Genomic DNA, 18,574 nt, shown 5'->3' with positions numbered 1-18,574 from the left:
GACGCGGCCTCACGACGGGCTGGTGACCAGCTCCTGCCCTCGCATCCGCTGCGAGATGACCGTGGTGATGCCGTCGCCGCGCATCGTGACGCCGTACAGCGCGTCGGCGACCTCCATCGTCGGCTTCTGGTGGGTGATGACGATCAGCTGGGAGCGCTCACGCAGCTGCTCGAACAAGCTGATCAACCGCCGCAGGTTGACGTCGTCGAGCGCGGCCTCCACCTCGTCCATCACGTAGAACGGTGACGGCCGGGCCCTGAAGATGGCCACCAGCATCGCCACGGCGGTCAGCGACTTCTCCCCGCCCGAGAGCAGTGAGAGGCGCTTGATCTTCTTGCCCGGCGGTCGGGCTTCGACCTCGATGCCGGTGGTCAACATGTCGCTCGGGTCGGTCAACAGCAACCGGCCTTCTCCACCGGGGAACAACGTCGAAAACACTTGGGAGAACTCACGTTCCACATCGTTGTACGCCTCGGCGAACACCTGCAGGATGCGGGCGTCGACTTCGGCGACCACATCGAGCAGATCTTTGCGCGCAGCCTTGACGTCCTCCAGCTGAGTCGACAAGAAGTTGTAGCGCTCCTCGAGCGCCGCGAACTCCTCGAGCGCCAGCGGATTCACCCGGCCCAGTTCGGCCAGCTCCCGTTCGGCTCTCTTGGCGCGCCGCTGTTGGGTGGGCCGGTCGTAGGGCATCGGCGCCGGCGCGGTGACCTGCTCGCCGCGTTCACGCGCCTGCTCGTACTCGGCCATCTCGAGCTCGGTCGGCGGCAACGCCACATCGGGCCCGTACTCGGCGACCAGATCGGCCGCCGCCATTCCGAATTGTTCGAGGACCTGCGCCTCGAGCTGCTCGATGCGCAGGGCAGCCTGCGCCTTGGCGACCTCGTCGCGGTGCAGTGCGTCGGTGAGCGCGGCGATCCGGGTGGTGAGCTCGGAGACTTCTTCGCGGGCCTTGCCCAGGGCTGCGGCGCGGACCTGACGTTCAGCGGCGATTTCGTCGCGCACCCTCGACGCCACGCCCACCGCGCTACTCAGCCGTGCCGCGACGAGTCGGCCGGACTCGGCCACCGCAGCGGCTACGGCCGCGGTGCGCACGCGCGCCTCGCGCGCATTCTGGGCCCGCACGCGGGCCTCCCGCTCGGCTGATGCTGCCCGACGGAGCGAATCCGCCCGTCCGCGAACGGCATTGGCGCGTTCTTCAGCCGTGCGGACCGCGAGCCGGGCTTCCACCTCCGCAGCCCGCGCAGCCTCGGCCGCGGCCGTCCATTCCTGGCGGTCGACGGGCTCGGCGTCGAACATCGGCTCCTGCTGGGCGTGGCGCAGTCGCGCCTCGAGCTCGCTCAGTTCGGCGATGGTGCGGTTGCGCCCCACCTCCAGTTCGTCGCGCTGGGTGATCAGCCGCTGCCATTCGTCGTCGGCGGTGCGGGCCTCTTGCCCCAACCGGCCGAGCTGCTCGTAGATGGCCGAGATCGCCGTGTCCGACTCGTTGAGCGCGGCAAGGGCCTGTTCGGCCGCATCCTGGCGGCTGGCCTGCTCGGCGAGCGCACCGGACAGCGCAGCCGACAGTTCGGCGGTCTGCCGTTCGGCGTCGACGAGCTCGGACCGCGCCTTGTCGACCTCGGACTGGATCTCCAGTGTGCTCGGCTTGCGGTCCGACCCGCCACTGACCCAGCCCGCTCCCACCAGGTCGCCGTCGGCGGTCACAGCACGCAGATCTGGTTGTGCGGCAACGAATTCCAGGGCGGTGCGCAGGTCGTCGACCACCGCGACCCCGGCGAGCATCGCCGTCACAGCGCCGTGCAGGCGCGGCGCGGGTTCCACCACGTCACGCGCCCACACCGCACCGGTAGGCAACGACCGGGGGGCGGCACCCGTCGGCTGCGGCCAGTCGCCCAGCACCAGCGCCGCACGGCCGCCGTCGGAGTCCTTGAGGGCGCGCAATGCATCTGCCGCGCTGCCGATCCCGTCGACGGCAAGAGCGTCGGCGGCCGCGCCCAGCACGGCGGCGATGGCCGATTCGTGACCGGGGGCCACCTTGACCATCGCGGCCAGAGAGCCCAAAAGCCCGCTACCGCTGTGGTTCTGCTGCAGCCAGGCCGCTCCGTCCTTGCGATCGAGCCCGACGGAGAGCGCATCGATGCGGGCCTGCAGAGAGGCGACCTGCCGTTCGGCGGCGCGCTCCGCGGTCTGCAGCTCGGCGACTCGCTCGTCGGCCAGCCGCAGAGCGGTCACGGTCCTGTCGTGGTGTTCGTCGAGGCCGACTTCGCCGGCGTCGAGTTCACTGACGCGGGCCTGCACTGTCTCGAACTCGGCTTGGGCCTGCTGCGCCCGGGTAGCGGCGTCGTCGATGCCTGCGCTCAGCCGCGCAACGGTCTCGTCGATGGACTCGACCCGGGTGCGCATGGTGTCGACCTGGCCGGCGAGCCGCGCCAGACCCTCGCGACGATCAGCTTCGGCCCGCGCCGCCGCCATGTGGGCGCGCTCGGCGTCGGCGGCCACGCGCTCGCGCTCGGCGAGCTCGGCACGTGCGCCGTCGAGCCGTTCGCGCGATTCCTCGAGCTGCTCGAGCAGGGCCTGCTCCTGCTCGGCGATCTCGTCGGCCTGGGCCTCGAGCTCGTCGGGGTCAGGTCCGCTGGACCGCTCGGGTTCGGCGTCGAGGTACTGGGCGCGTTCGTTGGCGATGCGTACGGTGGCCGCGACTCGCTCGGCGAGCGCCGAGAGCCGGAACCATCGCTGCTGCGCGGTGTCGGCACGCTCGCTGAGGTCGGCCACCGCACTCTCGTGGGCGTCCAGTTCCAGGGTGCGAGTCTGCAGCCGCGCGCTGAGTTCGTCGTGTTCGCGGCGCAGCGTGGTCTCGGCCTGGTTGGTGTCGTCGAACTCGGACTTGCGAGTCACCAGGTCGTCTGCGGCAAGCCGCAGGCGGGCGTCGCGCAGATCGGCCTGGATGGTTTGCGCTCGCCGGGCCATCTCAGCCTGCCGGCCGAGCGGTTTGAGCTGACGCCGCAGTTCCGTGGTGAGGTCGGTGAGCCGAGCCAGGTTGGCCGCCATCGAATCGAGCTTGCGTACGGCTTTTTCCCTGCGCTTGCGGTGCTTGAGCACCCCGGCGGCTTCCTCGATGAACGCCCGACGGTCCTCGGGGCGCGATTCGAGGATCTCCGAGAGCTTGCCCTGGCCGACGATCACGTGCATCTCGCGGCCGATGCCGGAGTCGCTGAGCAGTTCCTGCACATCGGCCAAACGGCAACGGCTGCCGTTGATCTCGTATTCACCGGCGCCGTCACGGAACATCCGACGGGTGATCGACACCTCGGAGTACTCGATCGGCAGCGCGTTGTCGGAGTTGTCGATCGTCAGCGTCACCTCGGCGCGCCCGAGCGGCGCGCGCGACGACGTGCCGGCGAAGATGACGTCTTCCATCTTGCCGCCGCGCAGCGTCTTGGCGCCCTGCTCCCCCATCACCCAGGTCAGGGCGTCGACGACGTTGGACTTACCCGACCCGTTGGGGCCCACGACACACGTGATGCCCGGCTCGAAGCGAAGAGTCGTCGGCGAGGCGAAGGACTTGAAGCCCTTCAGCGTCAGACTCTTCAAGTGCATGACGCGTTACCCTACCGTCGCTGACCTCAGCGCTCGGTGAAGCCGGAGAGCGCGTCGGACGCCGCGGACCAGTCGGCGACGACGGTGTCGACACGGCCGGGCGTGTCACCGTGTTCGAGCAGGTCGAGGAGCTTTTCGCAGGCCTCCCGCGGGCCTTGCGCGACCACCTGGACGCGTCCGTCGGCCTTGTTCGCGGCGAAGCCGGTCAGCCCCAGTTCCAGCGCGCGAGAGCGCGTCCACCAGCGGAAACCCACCCCCTGGACGTGACCGTGCACCCAGGCGGTGAGGCGGACCTCACTCTCCCCCAACATCTTTGACCTCAAATGTCACTTCAGTTCCCGATTTCAACGTGCGTCCCACCGTGCACACCGAGTCGATCGCGCGTTCGACGACGGTCAGCAACCGGGCCTTCTCTTCGGGCGACAGGCTGGAGAGGTCGATCTCCAACCACTCCGCGAGATGCGGGTAGCGCTCCTGGTCGCGGTCAGCAGCGCCGGACACCCGGATCGTGGTGCGGTAGTCGTCGCCGAGGCGCCGCCGCAGCGGCTGATCGCTGGACATCCCGCTGCAGGCCGCCAGCGCGATCTTCATCAGTTCGCCGGGCGTGAAGACGCCGTCGACGTCTTCGGAGCCGACGAGGACTTCCGCACCGCGCGTGCTGCGCCCGGTGTAGCGCCGCACGCCGGTGCGTTCCACCCACAGTTCCGTCATGCCCTATTTCTACAACCCCGTGCGGAATAGCATTCCTGGTCGCCCCCAGCGGCGTGGCGCAGCCATGGCTTCTCACCCGCGCAGGACAACGGCGGGCGCGTCAGCGAGTGCGCGGGCGCGGTTGGCACCGCGGGCAGTAGCACGACGAGCGGTTCATGAACTTCTCCCGCCGCATGATCGCCCCGCACCGCCGGCACGGTTGGCCGTCGCGACCGTACGCGTCCAGCGATCGATCGAAGTACCCCGACTCCCCGTTGACGTTCACATAGAGCGAGTCGAACGAGGTGCCGCCCTGACCCAGCGCGTCGGTCATCACCGCGGTGGCAGCCTCGAGCACCTCGGCCAGCTTGGCTTTCGACAGACCGGACGCCAGCCGCGCCCCGTTGACCTTCGCGCGCCACAGCGCCTCATCGGCGTAGATGTTGCCGATCCCGGACACCACCGTCTGATCGAGCAGTTGGCGTTTGATCTCGGAATGCTTGCGCCGCAACACCGCAACAACAGCGTCGCGATCGAAGTCCGGGTCGAGCGGGTCCCGGGCGATGTGCGCTACGGGCACGGGCACCTCCGTCCCGTCGATGGTCACCATGTCGGCGAGCATCCATCCGCCGAACGTGCGCTGGTCGACGAAGCTGAGCGTGGTGCCGTCGTCCAGCAGTGCGGCGATGCGCAGATGGTTTTCGTTGGGCACGGGACCCAAGAGCATCTGCCCACTCATTCCGAGGTGCACGACCACGGCCGATCCGTCGGAGAGCGTGAGCCACAGGTACTTCCCCCGCCGCCCCGTGCCTGTGATCGTCATGTCGAGCAGACGCGCGGTCAGGTCGGCAGGGCCAGCCTCGTGGCGGCGCACCGCGCGCGGATGGTAAACGCGGACGCCGGTGAGGGTCTTACCGGTGACGTGCGCGGCCAAGCCGCGACGGACCACCTCGACTTCGGGAAGTTCAGGCATTCCGCTCTTCGGTCAGCGCGTTCCACGCAGCGGCGGCGGCTTTGAGCTCCGCTTCTTTCTTCGTCTTGCCCACGCCGGTGCCGTAGTCCCGCTCGGCGACGACGACGGTGGCGGTGAACTCTTTGTCGTGATCCGGCCCGGTGGAGGACACGACGTAGCTCGGCGCCCCGAGACCTCGGGCCGCGGTGAGTTCCTGCAGGCTGCTCTTCCAGTCCAGACCGGCACCCAATGTGGGTGCGGTGTCGAGCAGTTCGCTGAACAATCGGAGGATCACCTCGCGGGCTACCTCCGCGCCGTGCTCCAGATAGATGGCGCCCAGCAGAGATTCGACACCATCGGCGAGGATGCTGGACTTGTCCGCACCGCCCGAGTTCTCCTCACCCTTGCCGAGCAGCAGGTAGTTCCCCAGGCCCTTGTCCGAGAGCCGCCGTCCGACATCGGCGAGCGCCTGGGTGTTGACGATGCTGGCCCGCAACTTGGCCAGGTCGCCTTCGGACCGTTCGGGGTGACGGTGGTAGAGCTCCTCGGTGATGGTGAGACCGAGCACGGAGTCGCCGAGGAACTCCAGGCGTTCGTTGGTCGGCAGGCCGCCGTTCTCGTAGGAGTAGCTGCGGTGGGTCAGCGCGATCGTGAGCAGATCCGGGGCCAGCCGTACGCCGAGGGCTTCGATCAGTGGTTCGCGGTCGACCGTCACTGCTCGTCTCCGGTCGGCTCGCGGAGCTGGGCGAGTTTGGCCCACCGCGGGTCGATCTGGTCGTGGTGGTGCCCGGGCTCGGCGTCGGCCATCCTCACTCCGCATTCGGGGCACAAGCCGGCGCAGTCAGGGGTGCAGGCCGGGGAGAACGGCAGGGCGAGCCCCACCGCGTCGATGATCGGCTGCTCGAGGTCGACGGTGTCGGTGCCGCCGTCGCGGCCGACCCTGGGGATCTCGTCCTCCTCGGTGGTGGCCTCGGTGGTGCTGTCGGGGTAGGCGTACAACTCCGTCAGGTCGATCGAGACATCGCCGGTGACCGGTGTGAGGCAGCGGGCACACTCCCCTTGGGTGGGCCCGGAGACCGTGCCGGTGACCAGCACGCCTTCGGACACCGACTCCAGCCGGAGCTCCAGGTGCAGGGGCGCGCCCTCGGGGACCGCGATCAGGTCCAGCCCGATACGGAAGGGGCTCGCCACCGTATCCTCGACGGTGATCATCGAGCCGGGCCGCCTGCCGAGCCGGGAGATGTCGATGACCAACGGCGACCGTGATCCCCGGCGCGCCGCAGTGTTAACGCGCGTCGCCATGCCTGCATCGTAGACGCGCCGCCCCGGCGCAATACGGGTGTATGCCGCGAGGGCGGGCAGACGCCCGGTTAGCGGGATACGTAGTCGTGTGTACCGGCGGCGGTGCGCAGCTGATGCCGGCCGCGGCCGACCGATCGGATGGTCCCGTTGAGGAAGTCTTCGAACTCGGCGAGCTTGCTGTCGACGTAGATGTCGCATTCGCCGCGCAGCCGGTCAGCCTCGGCATGCGCCGAGTCGATCATCCGGGTGGCTTCCGCGGTCGCCGTTGCCACGATCTCGGTCTGGCTGACCAGCCGTTGCTGCTCCTTGATGCCTTCCTGGACAGCCTTCTCGTAGGCCATGTTGCCGCTCTCGATCAGGCGGTCGGCCTCCGACTTGGCCCGCCCGGTGCTGGCCTCGTACTCACGCTTGGCGGTGGCCGAGATCCGGGCGGCCTCCTCGCGGGCCTCGGCGACCATGCGCTCGCTGTGCTGGCGCGCCTCGGCGACCATGCGGTCGGCCTGGGCTTTCGCGTCGGCCAGCAACCGGTCTGCCTCCGCGCGGGCGTGGTTGACCATCGAATCGGCCTCGGCATTGGCCGTCGACACCGTCGATTCGGCGTGGTCCTTGGCTTCCCGCAGCATCCCGTCACGGGCATCGAGCACGTCCTGCGCGTCGTCGAGTTCGCCGGGGATGGCGTCCTTGATGTCGTCGATCAGTTCCAGCACGTCCCCACGGGGCACGACGCAGCCGGCCGTCATCGGCACGCCGCGGGCCTCTTCGACGATGGCACCCAATTCATCGAGCGCTTCAAAAACTCGGTACACGGCGACACCCTCCAGGCGTAGTTGTTAGTGACCAGTGTGCCTGGTGTTACGCCTGTGACTCGGCTTCCTGTCCGGTGTGTCGCCGTCGATTCGGCGGCGCGATCGTATTCAGCGCAGTGCAGCGCCGATCGCGTCCCTGGCGCGGTCGAGCATCGAGGCGAACGGACCCACCGCGAAGTTGAGCTTCGCCGATTCGACGCCCGGGTGCGGGCGCGTGGGCGCGATCGCCTCGGCGGCGCGCACCGCGGCGGCAAGTCCCCTGAGCTCGGTTTCGTCGAGGTCCTTCTTCAGTGAGGTGAACTCCTCGGTTTCCTCGCGCTCGGCGTGCTCGAGCACCGCCTCGCGGAACGCGGTCAATTCGACGATGAACTCGTCGGAGGCGATGTCGAGCGACTCCAGCTTCGACAGTTGCTCTTTGGCTTCGTGCTCCTCGCGCAGCCGGGCATCGACGACGGCGTCCCCGGCCGCTCCGTCGCGACGGGCGCGCGGATGTACGACCATCTCCTCGGCCGTCTCGTGAACGGCGAGAAGCTGGCGCAGTTCGACGAACGCCGTCTCGCGGGCCTTCGGCTCGGAGGCGTGCAGGACCTCCTCGAACAAGTCCTTGATCAGATTGTGCTGGTCGCGCAGGAACGCCACGACGTCGTCGGTCGATTGCACGAATGTCTCAACCACGGCAGATACCTCCGTCAACGGGATGCGGCGCGCGGGCTGTCGCGCCTGCGCTTTCACTACCCGCCGACGTCGGCGTCAACCGCTCAGTTTCGCCTGAAGTCGGGCGTTGACGGCCGCGGGCAACAGATCGGAGACGTCGCCACCCAGTTGGGCGACCTCTTTGGCCAGCGACGACGACACGAACGAGTACCGGGGCGTCGTGGCAACGAAGAACGTGTCCACGCCGGCGACGTGTTTGTTCATCTGCGCCATCTGCAGCTCGTACTCGAAGTCGGTGCCGGTACGTAGACCTTTCACGATCGCGGTCAACCCACGGTCCTTGACGAAGTCGACGACCAGGCCGCTGCCTGACTCCACGCGCAGATTCGACAGATGCGACGTCGATTCGGCGATCATCTCGATGCGTTCCTCGACGGCGAACATGCCCTTCTTCGCCGGGTTCACCAACACCGCGACGACGACCTCGTCGAACTGGGCGGCGGCGCGTTCGAAGATGTCGATGTGCCCCAGCGTCACCGGGTCGAAGGATCCCGGACAGACAGCTCCGCTCATGGACGACGACGCTAGCAGGGGGTGGGCGTACCCAGGCGGGGGTTGTGGTCGTGGTCGAGCTCAGTCCGCGGTGCCGATCTCCAGGCGCGTGTCACCGTAGCGGCGGGGTGAGTCCGCCGACCATCCGGCGGGCCAGGCGATCTCGGCCGCGCCGGTGGGGCGTTCGACGACGGCGACCGCACCGGGCGCTGTCCAGCGGTGAGTGACCAGATCGCCCAGTAGCGCTTGCACCGTGGCGGTCGACACCTCATAGGGCGGGTCGGCCAGCACCAGGTCGACGGGCCGTGGCGCCGGACCCGCCACCACACTCGCCGCCGGCGCGCGCCGCACCTGCGCTCCCCGTGCTCCCAAAGCGGCGATGTTCTTCTCGATGACCGCGGCCGCCCGGGCGTCTGATTCGACGAACACCGCCGAGCGGGCCCCGCGCGAGAGCGCCTCGAGTCCCAGCGCGCCCGACCCCGCGAACAGGTCGAGTACGTCAAGTCCCTCGAAATCCACCCGCGCGGCGAGCATGTTGAACATCGACTCCCGGACGCGGTCGGTGGTGGGCCGGGTTCCGCGGCCGGACTTCTGTTGCGGCACGGCGATTCGGCGCCCGCCGTATGCGCCGGCGATGATCCGGGTCAGCTGGCGTCCTCGGTGTTCCCGCGACCCGCCGATCCGACGACCACGAGCAGGTCACCGCCCTCGACCTGCGCGGTGGCCGAAACAGCGACGCGTGCAACGGTTCCGGCCTTGGGTGCGGTGATCGCGGCCTCCATCTTCATCGCCTCGATCGTCGCGATGGTCTGGCCGGCCTCGACGGTGTCTCCCTCTGCCACGCCGACGGTCACCACGCCGGCGAACGGGGCCGCGACGTGGTCGGGGTTGGTGCGGTCGGCCTTCTCGGCGGCGGGGACATCGCTGGCGACGCTGCGGTCGCGGACGACGACGGGACGCAGCTGCCCGTTGATGATGCACATGACGGTGCGCATCCCGCGCTCGTCGGGATCGGAGATCGCCTCGAGCCCGATGAGCAGCTGCACCCCCCGCTCGAGCGTGACGCGGTGCTCGTCACCGTGGCGCAGTCCGTAGAAGAACTGGTTGGCCGACAGGCTCGATGTGTCGCCGAATTGTTCCCGGTGTGCCTCGAACTCCTTGGTGGGGCCGGGGAACAACAACCTGTTCAGTGTGGCCTGCCGCTGCGGGCCCTCCTGGCCGAGGGCTTTCTCGTCCTCGGCGCTGAGCTCTTCGGCCGGCTTGGCCGCCGCACGTCCGGCCAAGGCCTTGGTGCGCAACGGCTCCGGCCAACCCCCAGGAGGGTCGCCGAGTTCACCGCGCAAGAATCCGATGACGGAGTCCGGGATGTCGAAACGGTCTGGCTCGGCGGCGAATTCGTCAGCAGTCACACCAGCGCCCACGAGCGCCAGGGCGAGATCACCGACCACCTTCGACGACGGGGTCACCTTCACCAGCCGCCCCAGGATTCGGTCGGCACCGGCATAGGCGGCCTCGATCTCCTCGAAGCGGTCGCCGAGACCCAGCGCGGTGGCCTGCTGGCGCAGGTTCGACAGCTGACCGCCGGGGATCTCGTGGGTGTACACCCGCCCCGTCGGCGTCGTGGGTCCGGCCTTGGCGACGTCGAAGGGCGAGTACACCTTTCGCAGCGCCTCCCAGTAGGGCTCGAGCTCACAGACCGCCGCGAGCGACAGACCGCTGTCGTATTCGGTGTGCGCGGTCGCCGCCACGATGGAGCTCAGGGCCGGCTGGCTGGTGGTGCCTGCGAGCGGCGCCGAGGCGCCGTCGACAGCGCTCGCGCCCGCCTGCCATGCCGCAAGGTAGGTGGCCAGCTGCCCGCCGGGAGTGTCATGGGTGTGCACATGCACCGGCAGGTCGAAACGACTGCGCAAGGCGCGGACCAACATCGCGGCCGCCTGTGGCCGCAGCAGCCCGGCCATGTCCTTGATCGCGAGCACGTGCGCACCGGCGTCGACGATCTGCTCCGCAAGCTTCAGGTAGTAGTCCAGCGTGTAGAGGTTCTCCCCCGGGTCGGACAGGTCGCCGGTGTAGCTCATCGCGACTTCTGCGACGGCGGTACCGGTTTCACGCACTGCGTCGATGGCTGGTCGCATCGAGTCGACGTTGTTGAGCGCGTCGAAGATCCGGTAGATGTCGATGCCGGTGGCCGTCGCCTCCTGCACGAAGGCATGCGTCACCGACTCCGGATAGGGGGTGTAGCCCACCGTGTTCCGGCCGCGAAGGAGCATCTGCAGGCAGATGTTCGGCACGGCTTCGCGCAGGGCCGCCAGCCGCTCCCAGGGGTCCTCCTTGAGGAAGCGCAGCGCCACGTCGTAGGTCGCACCGCCCCAGCATTCGATCGACAGCAGCTGCGGGGTCAGCCGCGCGATGTAGGGCGCGACCATCAGTAGGCCGGAGGTCCGGATGCGGGTGGCGAGCAACGACTGATGCGCGTCACGGAACGTGGTGTCGGTGATGCCGACCGACTTCGACTCACGCATCCACCGCGCGAACCCCTCGGGCCCGACTTCGGTCAGCAGGTGCTTGCTGCCCCGCGGCGGCATCGTGTCGAGGTCGATGGACGGCAGCTTGTCGTTCGGATACACCGACGATGTCCGCGGTCCGTGGGGCTGGTTGACCGTGACGTCGGCCAGATAGTTGAGGATCTTGGTGCCGCGGTCGGCGGGGGCACGCGCGGTGAGCAGATAGGGCCGTTCATCGATGAATGACGTCGTGACCCGGCCTGCACGGAAGTCGGGATCGTCGACGACGGCCTGCAGGAACGGTATGTTCGTCGACACCCCGCGCACCCGGAACTCGGCGAGCGCTCGATGAGCGCGGGCCACCGCGGTGTCGAAATCCCTTCCGCGACAGGTCAACTTGACCAACATGGAGTCGAAGTGGGCGCCGATCTCCGCGCCGAGCACAGCACCGCCGTCCAGGCGGATGCCCGCACCACCGGGTGACCGGTAGGCCGTGATGCGGCCCGTGTCGGGCCGGAACCCGTTGGCGGGATCCTCGGTGGTGATCCGGCACTGCATCGCGAATCCGCGAGGCGCGGTGAGCATGTCCTGGCTCAGCCCGAGATCGGCGAGCGTCTTGCCCGAAGCGATGCGCAGCTGGCTCGCCACCAGGTCCACGTCGGTGATCTCCTCGGTCACCGTGTGCTCCACCTGGATTCGCGGGTTGCACTCGATGAACACGTGGTGGCCGCGCTCGTCGAGCAGGAACTCCACGGTGCCCGCACACGAGTAGCCGATGCCGCGGGCAAACGCGACCGCGTCCTCGCAGATGCGCTGCCGCAGTTCGGCGGGCATGTTCGGGGCCGGCGCCAGCTCGATCACCTTCTGGTGTCGACGCTGCACGCTGCAGTCGCGCTCGAAGAGGTGCATGACGTTGCCGTCGGTGTCGGCGAGGATCTGCACCTCGATGTGGCGGGGGTTGAGTACCGCCTGCTCCAGGTACACCGTCGGGTCGCCGAACGCCGACTCAGCCTCGCGGCTGGCGGCGTCGACTGCTTCGGCCAGTGCGCCGAACTCGGTGACCCGCCGCATGCCGCGGCCGCCGCCTCCCGAGACCGCTTTCACGAAGAGCGGGAACTCCATGTCGCGCGCTGCGGCGACCAGCTCGTCCACCGACGAGGACGGTGCCGACGACGACAGCACCGGCAGACCCGCGGCCCGGGCGGCCTCGATGGCACGTGCCTTGTTGCCGGTCAGCTCGAGGACGTCGGCACTGGGACCGACGAAGGTGATGCCGGCGGCCGCACACGCCGCGGCCAGTTCGGGGTTCTCCGAGAGGAATCCGTACCCAGGGTAGACCGCGTCGGCGCCGGCCTCCAGCGCGACCCGCATGATCTCGCCGACCGAGAGATACGCCCGCACGGGGTGCCCGGTCTCCCCGATTTGATAGGACTCGTCGGCCTTGAGCCGGTGCAGGGAATTGCGGTCTTCGTACGGATACACCGCCACCGTGGCGATGCCCATCTCGTAGGCGGCACGGAACGCCCGAATGGCGATCTCACCACGATTGGCGACGAGGACTTTGGTTATCTGGCCGGGCACGGTTCACCTTAACCCGCGCTGGTGCAGGTCAGATCAGTGTCGACCAGTAGTTCCAGAACCGTTCCAGGATCAACAGCACCACCGCGGTGAACCACAGTGCCACCAGCGACCAGCGCCACGTGTAGATCCCGCGCACCACCACGTTGTCGCTGCGCTGCGGCGCCACGGCGATCGAGGTGGCGACCACGAGAAGCGGAATCGTCACGCTCCAGACCACCATGCAGTACGGGCACAGCGCCCCGATTCGGTAGAGGCTCTGGAAGATCAACCAGTGCACGAACAACGTGCCCAGCGCTGCGCCGACAGCCAGCCCCGCCCAGTACCAGCGAGGCAGCGCCACCCGGGCGACGGCCAGCACACCGGTCACCACCACCACGGCGAAGCCGACGATGCCGAGCAGGGGGTTGGGGAAGCCGAACACCGAGGCCTGGGGGGTGATCATCACCGAACCGCAGGACAGAACCGGATTGATGCTGCAGGACGGTACGTAGTCCGGGTTGATCAGGATCTCGATCTTCTCGATCGTCAGCGTCAGCGCGGACGCGAGCCCGATGACACCGGCGATCAGGACCCACCACGCGCTGCGGCGCGACACCGCGACATCACCCGTCCCGCCGTCCGACGACGGGTCGGCCTGCTCGACGGGTCCTGCCGCGGTGACGGTCATGACGCGGGAGCCGGTGCGGGTGCGGGCGGTGCGGCTGCCAGACCGGGCACGTCACCGACGATGCTGCGCAGCTTGGTGATCAGCTCGTCAGGGGTGCTGTACTGATAGTCCTCGCCGTTGATCCGGACGGTCGGCGTGGCCTTGATGTTGGTGGCGCCCGCCAGCCCCTTCACCATGTCGACGAAGCGACCCTTGCTGATGCACTCGGGGACGGTGCCTGCCGCGCCGGCCTGCCGCGCCACCTCGATCAGGCGGGCGTTGTCGGGGTAGCTGGACCCGGTCTCGCTCGGCTGCTGGGCATACAGCGCGGCATGGAATCTGCGGAAGGCGTCGTTCGACTCCGCGGCCACGCAATACGCGGCCCCACCGGAGCGTGACGAATAGTTCTGGTTCTGCGGCCGGTCGAGAATGCTGACCATGTAGTAGTCGGCGGCGATCACACCGGCGTCGACGAGCTTGTTGATCGTCGGACCGAACTGCTGCTCGAACGCGCCGCAGTGCGGGCACAGGAAGTCTTCGTACATCGACACCACGGCCTTCGGCTCGTCGGTGCCCTCCTTCTTGATGACACTCGCCGACGCCACCCGGATGGACTGAGCCTCGCCGGCGGTGGGCTGGTCGTCGGCGGACATCACGATGTAGAGCACCAAGACGACCGCGAAGACGACGACGACCGAGGTCAGACCGATCTGCACGAACAGGTTGCGCTTGCGATCGGCCGCCTTCAGGTCGTACCGCGCGTTCTTCTTGGGTTTCGTGGCCACGTGGACAGACTACCGGCGGCTCGATGGACGGGGCGGTGGCCTCATCAGACGCGACTCAGATGTGCCCGCATCGCCGAGATCACATCGGCGGTGGCCGTGGCGCTGGCCCCGCCGAGGGTGAAGAAGTTCGCGAACCCGTGCACGACGGCGCCGTACTCGCGGTAGTCGACCGGGGTGCCGGCCGCGCGCAGCGCGTCGGCATAGAGCCGACCCTCGTCGCGCAGCGGGTCGAAGCCGGCAGTCGCGATGAGCGCGGGAGCGAGGCCGGAGTGGTCGGCGGCGAGCAGCGGGGACACGTCAGGGTGGTCTCCGCCGACCGACGCGCCGTCGAGGAACCGGGTGGTGAACCAGTCCATGTCACGTTGGGTCAGGAAGAAGCCGCTTGCGAACAGGGTCCGCGACCGGGTCTGGGCGCCGTGATCGGTGACGGGATAGAGCAGCAACTGGAGCGCGGGCTGCGGCGCGCCGAGGGCGCGGGCGCGTAGCGCCACCACCGCGGACAGGTTGGCACCCGCGCTGTCGCCACCCACGGCGACCCGCTGCGGATCGGCGCCGAGTTCTGCGGCGTGGTCTCGGGCCCACAGGTAGGCCGCGTAGGCGTCGTCGGCGCCGGAGGGTGCCTTGTGTTCGGGCGCGAGCCGGTAATCCACCGACAGCACGTGGACCGCACCGGACCGGCAGATCTCCCGGCACAGGTCGTCGTGGGTGTCCATGCTGCCGATGGCGTGGCCGCCACCGTGGAAGAACACCAGCAGCGGAGCGTCGGGCTCGGCGGTGCGGTAGTGCCGGGCGCGGATCGGACCGGCCGCACCGCTGACCGTCAGGTCGCGCACCTGGGTCACCGGGATGCGGCGCGCGAAACTGGCAGACAACAGCTCCAACTGGGCACGCGCCGCCGCGACGTCATCGCCGTTGACCAGACCGTCGAGCCCGATGGCTTTCTGCCCGGCCAGCATCAACTGCAGGGTGGTGTCCAGGGTGTTGCCGTCGATGACGATCGATCGACCACCCAGCATCGCTCGCTTCACGGGTTCCGGGATGCGCGGCAGGGCGCGCAGTGTCAGACCCGCGATGGCGTTGGCGGCAACGTCACGACGCCGGGCCCGCGGCTGTGCGGTACGAGTGAGCGTCTCGGTCATGTGGTGGCCCTTTCGCCGGCGGAACCCGATGAGCGCAGGCCCTGCGGCATGGCGCTGATTATGCGGGGTAATACTGCGGCAATATAGTCAGTCATCACGCATCGCAAGCCCCCCACTTCAGCAGAGAAGGTGACATGACTTCGGCGGCCGCAATCCCCACAGTCACGCTCAACGACGACAACACGATGCCGGTGATCGGCCTCGGTGTGGGCGAGCTGACGGATTCCGAGACCGAACGATCGGTTCGCACGGCGCTCGACGCCGGCTACCGCCTCATCGACACCGCGGCCGCGTACGGCAACGAGGCAGCGGTGGGTCGCGCCATCGCGGATTCGGGCGTGCCGCGCGACGAGGTGTTCGTCACCACGAAGTTGTCGCCCGAGGAGTTCGGCTTCCAGTCCTCCCAGGATGCGCTCAAGGCCAGCCTGCAGCGGCTCGGGCTCGATTACGTCGATCTCTACCTGCTCCACTGGCCGGCCGGCGACGAGGGCAAGTACGTCGACAGCTGGGGCGGCCTCATGAAGGCCAAAGAGGTCGGCGACACCCGCTCGATCGGCGTGTGCAACTTCCACGAACACCACCTCGACGACATCATCAGCCTCTCGTTCTTCACCCCGGCGGTGAATCAGATCGAACTGCACCCCCTGCTGAACCAGGCCGAGTTGCGGGCGGTCAACGCCGGGCACGGTATCGCCACCGAGGCCTACGGCCCGCTCGGCGTCGGCCGGCTCCTGGAGCACCCCGCGGTGGCGGCGATCGCCGAGGCCCACAGCCGGACGCCGGCGCAGGTGCTGATCCGCTGGAGCATTCAGCTGGGCAACATCGTGATCCCCCGCTCGTCGTCGCCCGAACGCATCGAGGCCAACTTCGACGTGTTCGGGTTCGAGCTCTCCGACGAGCAGATGGCATCGTTGAACGGACTCAACGACGGCACCCGGTTCCGGCCGGATCCGGAGTCGTACACGGGCGCCTAGCCCGATAGGGTGCGTGGCGTGACCAGGCCCGCCGCGCGTGCGCGTCAGCTGCGAGGCGCGCTCGTCGGGGTCGCCTCGGCCATGATGACGACCGGCGCGCACGCCGCCGGCGGCGGTGGACTTCCGCGCGGTCCCGCGTTGATCGTCGTCCTGCTGATCTGCCTGACCGCCGGCGCTCTGGCCACCTGCGTTCGGTCGGACCGCGGGGCGTACGCCGTGACCGCGGCGGCCCTGTGCGGCGCGCAACTGTCAGGTCACCTCGCGATGGCGATGGCGGCCCACCACCATGGCAGCGCACTCGGTTGGTCGATGGCCGCGGCACATCTCGGCGCTGCCCTGCTGCTGGCGGCCGCGATCACATCCGTCGAATTCCTCTACGCGGTGTGTGTTTCCGTCCTGTGCTGGGTGCGTCTGTTCGCACGACGAGCACCGCGGCCTTCTGCACCCCGCACCCGCTATCGCGTGACGACGGCGCGGCCTCGCCCGGTTCCGATCGGCGGGACGGGTATGCGGGCCCCGCCAGCGCTGTCGCCGGCCTGCTAGCGGCCCCCACTTCCCGTCATCGACGCGCAGCGTGCGCTGCGCTCGTCTGTCGGCTGCGCCCGGATCACCGGCGCAGCCTTCCGTTCGTGTTCTTCCCCACCAGTGCGTCCGCGCGCCCATTCCGAAAGTCCTGTCATGACCCTGTCCGACGACACCGTCGAACCCCTGTCCCCCGCCGTCCCGTCACCTCCTTCTCGACGCGATGGGCGTCCCCTCCTCGTTCGCCTGCACTTTTATGCGGGCGTCCTCGTCGGGCCGTTCCTGGTCGTCGCCGCGCTCACCGGCGGCCTCTACGCCGTGGCGCCGAGCATCGAGCGCGTCGTCTACCGCGATCTGCTGTCCGTCGACACTCGGCCTCCCATCCCCCTCGACGAGCAGGTGCAGCGCGCGCGTGCCGCTCACCCGGATCTCCCGATCAGCTCCGTGCGCCCGGCGGCCTCGGCGGGTGACACCACACGCGTCTCGCTCGCTGATCCGGCACTGCCGCAGGATCATTCACGCACGGTGTTCGTCGACCCGGGCACCGGCCAGATCCTCGGCGAACAGGTGACGTGGTTGGGATATCTGCCCGTCAGCACGTGGCTCGACGGTCTGCACCGCCACCTGAATCTCGGCGAACCCGGCCGGATCTACAGCGAGATCGCCGCATCGTGGCTGTGGGTGGTGGCACTCGGCGGTACCGCGCTGTGGGTGAGCAAGGCCGCCCGGGACCGTCACCGCGGGCGCCGCGGCCGCATCGTCGGTGTGGAGCGCAGCGCCACCGGACGGACCCTCACGATGAACTGGCATGGGGCGACCGGCATCTGGCTGCTGGGTGGACTGGTGTTCCTGTCCGCCACCGGTATCACCTGGTCCACCTACGCCGGCGCGCACGTCACCGAGATTCGGTCGGCATTCAATTGGCAACGACCACAGGTGAACACGGAATCCGCCGATCCGCACGCCGCGCATCACGGCGGCGCGACGGCCGATGCCGGTGCGGTCGACTACTCCGGGCTGGTGGCTGCCGCGGCCGCGCACGGCGTGCACGCCCCGGTCGAGATCACGATGCCCGCCGAGCCTGGTCGAGCCGCCACGGTGTCCGAGGTCGACGCGCCGTTCCGCCTGACCACGAACGTGGCCGCCGTGAACCCCCGCGACCTCTCGGTGGGCAGCGTCGTCGACTACTGGCGGGACTACTCGACCATGGCCAAGCTCGCCGACTGGGGCATCCGGGCCCACATGGGCTTCCTGTTCGGCCTGCTCAACCAGCTCCTGCTGCTGGCGGTCGCGGTCGGCCTGTTGACGGTCATCGTGCGTGGATATCGAATGTGGTGGCAGCGCAGGCCCACTCGCGGCTCAGCCTGGGCACTCGGGCGGCCACCTGCCCGCGGCGGCCTGCGCGCGGTGCATCCCGCGGTTGCCGCTGTCGTCGTGGTCGGCGCGGTCGCGGTGGGTTGGTTTCTCCCCCTGCTGGGCTGGACCCTGGCCGGTTTCGTGGTGGCCGATGTCCTCGTCGGGTGGTGGAAACGTCGAGCCGCCGGCAGAAGCCTCTAGCGCGAGCGGCCGCGACGGGGTGCAATGAGAGCACGCTCTCTCGGCGAAAGGGACGACCATGCCGACACGGATTCTCATCACCGCTGCGCTCGCCGCGCTCACGATCGGTGCGGCGCTGTCGACCGTCTCGGCTCCGGCATCTCAGGTCGCCCAGCAGCCGTGGGACCCCGGCTGCTGGGGGCCGTTCGCCTGGGGCTCGAATGAGTGCGACTGGTCGCCGACCTCGGGCCCCTCGTCGGGTGGTCCCTGGGATCCGTCGGTGACCGGCCCCGGTCAGTTCAACCGGTCCGGAACCGGTTCTGGCTCGAGGCCCTGA

18 protein-coding genes are annotated in these 18,574 nt (G+C 68.9%); 4 read left to right on the top strand and 14 right to left on the bottom strand.

The genetic code is table 11. From position 1 onward, the window contains the following. Window positions 1-9: 9 nt before the first annotated feature. From smc to ACZY1G_RS21050, 14 genes are all read right to left on the bottom strand, one after another. Window positions 10-3,597 carry a chromosome segregation protein SMC gene (gene smc / locus ACZY1G_RS21115; RefSeq protein WP_463823531.1) on the bottom strand — a complete coding sequence of 1,196 codons (3,588 nt, stop codon included), beginning with the start codon at window positions 3,595-3,597 and terminating at the stop codon, window positions 10-12. Between the two features lie 26 nt (window positions 3,598-3,623). Continuing rightward, a complete protein-coding gene (locus ACZY1G_RS21110; protein ID WP_241204088.1) occupies window positions 3,624-3,908 on the bottom strand; it encodes an acylphosphatase in 285 nt (94 codons plus the stop codon). Then, window positions 3,892-4,308 (bottom strand): OsmC family protein, encoded by a 417-nt coding sequence (locus ACZY1G_RS21105; protein WP_463823530.1) that lies wholly within the window; start codon window positions 4,306-4,308, stop codon window positions 3,892-3,894. Before ACZY1G_RS21105 ends, ACZY1G_RS21110 begins: the two co-directional genes overlap by 17 nt. Before the next feature lie 100 nt (window positions 4,309-4,408). Beyond that, window positions 4,409-5,260 (bottom strand): bifunctional DNA-formamidopyrimidine glycosylase/DNA-(apurinic or apyrimidinic site) lyase, encoded by an 852-nt coding sequence (gene mutM / locus ACZY1G_RS21100; RefSeq protein WP_463823529.1) that lies wholly within the window; start codon window positions 5,258-5,260, stop codon window positions 4,409-4,411. Beyond that, a complete protein-coding gene (gene rnc, locus ACZY1G_RS21095) occupies window positions 5,253-5,954 on the bottom strand; it encodes a ribonuclease III (protein WP_463816927.1) in 702 nt (233 codons plus the stop codon). The genes mutM and rnc overlap by 8 nt, the downstream gene beginning before the upstream one ends. After that, entirely contained in the window at window positions 5,951-6,541 is a 591-nt protein-coding gene (locus ACZY1G_RS21090) for a YceD family protein (RefSeq protein ID WP_463816928.1), read from the bottom strand. The genes rnc and ACZY1G_RS21090 overlap by 4 nt, the downstream gene beginning before the upstream one ends. A gap of 68 nt (window positions 6,542-6,609) precedes the next feature. Continuing rightward, on the bottom strand, window positions 6,610-7,347 hold the full coding sequence (sepIVA, locus tag ACZY1G_RS21085; RefSeq protein WP_463816929.1) for a cell division protein SepIVA: 738 nt from the start codon (window positions 7,345-7,347) through the stop codon (window positions 6,610-6,612). Between the two features lie 108 nt (window positions 7,348-7,455). Beyond that, a complete protein-coding gene (locus tag ACZY1G_RS21080) occupies window positions 7,456-8,022 on the bottom strand; it encodes a hemerythrin domain-containing protein (RefSeq protein WP_463816930.1) in 567 nt (188 codons plus the stop codon). A gap of 75 nt (window positions 8,023-8,097) precedes the next feature. Then, window positions 8,098-8,574 (bottom strand): pantetheine-phosphate adenylyltransferase, encoded by a 477-nt coding sequence (gene coaD, locus ACZY1G_RS21075; RefSeq protein ID WP_463816931.1) that lies wholly within the window; start codon window positions 8,572-8,574, stop codon window positions 8,098-8,100. Window positions 8,575-8,634: 60 nt separating this feature from the next. Continuing rightward, window positions 8,635-9,201, bottom strand: a complete 567-nt coding sequence (gene rsmD / locus ACZY1G_RS21070) for a 16S rRNA (guanine(966)-N(2))-methyltransferase RsmD (protein WP_463817190.1) — start codon at window positions 9,199-9,201, stop codon at window positions 8,635-8,637. Then, window positions 9,198-12,623 (bottom strand): pyruvate carboxylase, encoded by a 3,426-nt coding sequence (locus tag ACZY1G_RS21065; protein WP_463823656.1) that lies wholly within the window; start codon window positions 12,621-12,623, stop codon window positions 9,198-9,200. Before ACZY1G_RS21065 ends, rsmD begins: the two co-directional genes overlap by 4 nt. A gap of 40 nt (window positions 12,624-12,663) precedes the next feature. Then, window positions 12,664-13,302 (bottom strand): vitamin K epoxide reductase family protein, encoded by a 639-nt coding sequence (locus tag ACZY1G_RS21060; protein WP_463823528.1) that lies wholly within the window; start codon window positions 13,300-13,302, stop codon window positions 12,664-12,666. Next, a complete protein-coding gene (locus ACZY1G_RS21055) occupies window positions 13,299-14,066 on the bottom strand; it encodes a DsbA family protein (RefSeq protein ID WP_463816933.1) in 768 nt (255 codons plus the stop codon). The genes ACZY1G_RS21060 and ACZY1G_RS21055 overlap by 4 nt, the downstream gene beginning before the upstream one ends. A gap of 44 nt (window positions 14,067-14,110) precedes the next feature. Then, window positions 14,111-15,205 carry an alpha/beta hydrolase gene (locus ACZY1G_RS21050; protein WP_463823527.1) on the bottom strand — a complete coding sequence of 365 codons (1,095 nt, stop codon included), beginning with the start codon at window positions 15,203-15,205 and terminating at the stop codon, window positions 14,111-14,113. A 134-nt stretch (window positions 15,206-15,339) separates the two neighbouring features. On the opposite strand from ACZY1G_RS21050, the gene ACZY1G_RS21045 reads away from it, so the two are divergent. The 4 genes from ACZY1G_RS21045 (at window position 15,340) to ACZY1G_RS21030 (ending at window position 18,574) form a co-directional block, all read left to right on the top strand. Then, window positions 15,340-16,179 carry an aldo/keto reductase gene (locus ACZY1G_RS21045; protein WP_463816935.1) on the top strand — a complete coding sequence of 280 codons (840 nt, stop codon included), beginning with the start codon at window positions 15,340-15,342 and terminating at the stop codon, window positions 16,177-16,179. An 18-nt stretch (window positions 16,180-16,197) separates the two neighbouring features. Beyond that, a complete protein-coding gene (locus ACZY1G_RS21040; RefSeq protein ID WP_463816936.1) occupies window positions 16,198-16,722 on the top strand; it encodes a hypothetical protein in 525 nt (174 codons plus the stop codon). A gap of 135 nt (window positions 16,723-16,857) precedes the next feature. Next, the gene (locus ACZY1G_RS21035) at window positions 16,858-18,258 is read left to right on the top strand and encodes a PepSY-associated TM helix domain-containing protein (RefSeq protein ID WP_463823526.1); all 1,401 of its coding nucleotides are present in this window, start codon (window positions 16,858-16,860) and stop codon (window positions 18,256-18,258) included. 58 nt (window positions 18,259-18,316) lie between these two features. Then, window positions 18,317-18,574 (top strand): hypothetical protein, encoded by a 258-nt coding sequence (locus tag ACZY1G_RS21030; RefSeq protein WP_463816938.1) that lies wholly within the window; start codon window positions 18,317-18,319, stop codon window positions 18,572-18,574.

Source organism: Mycobacterium sp. IDUB_5 (genome assembly GCF_055419565.1).
This window is presented reverse-complemented; position numbering and strand designations above follow the sequence as displayed.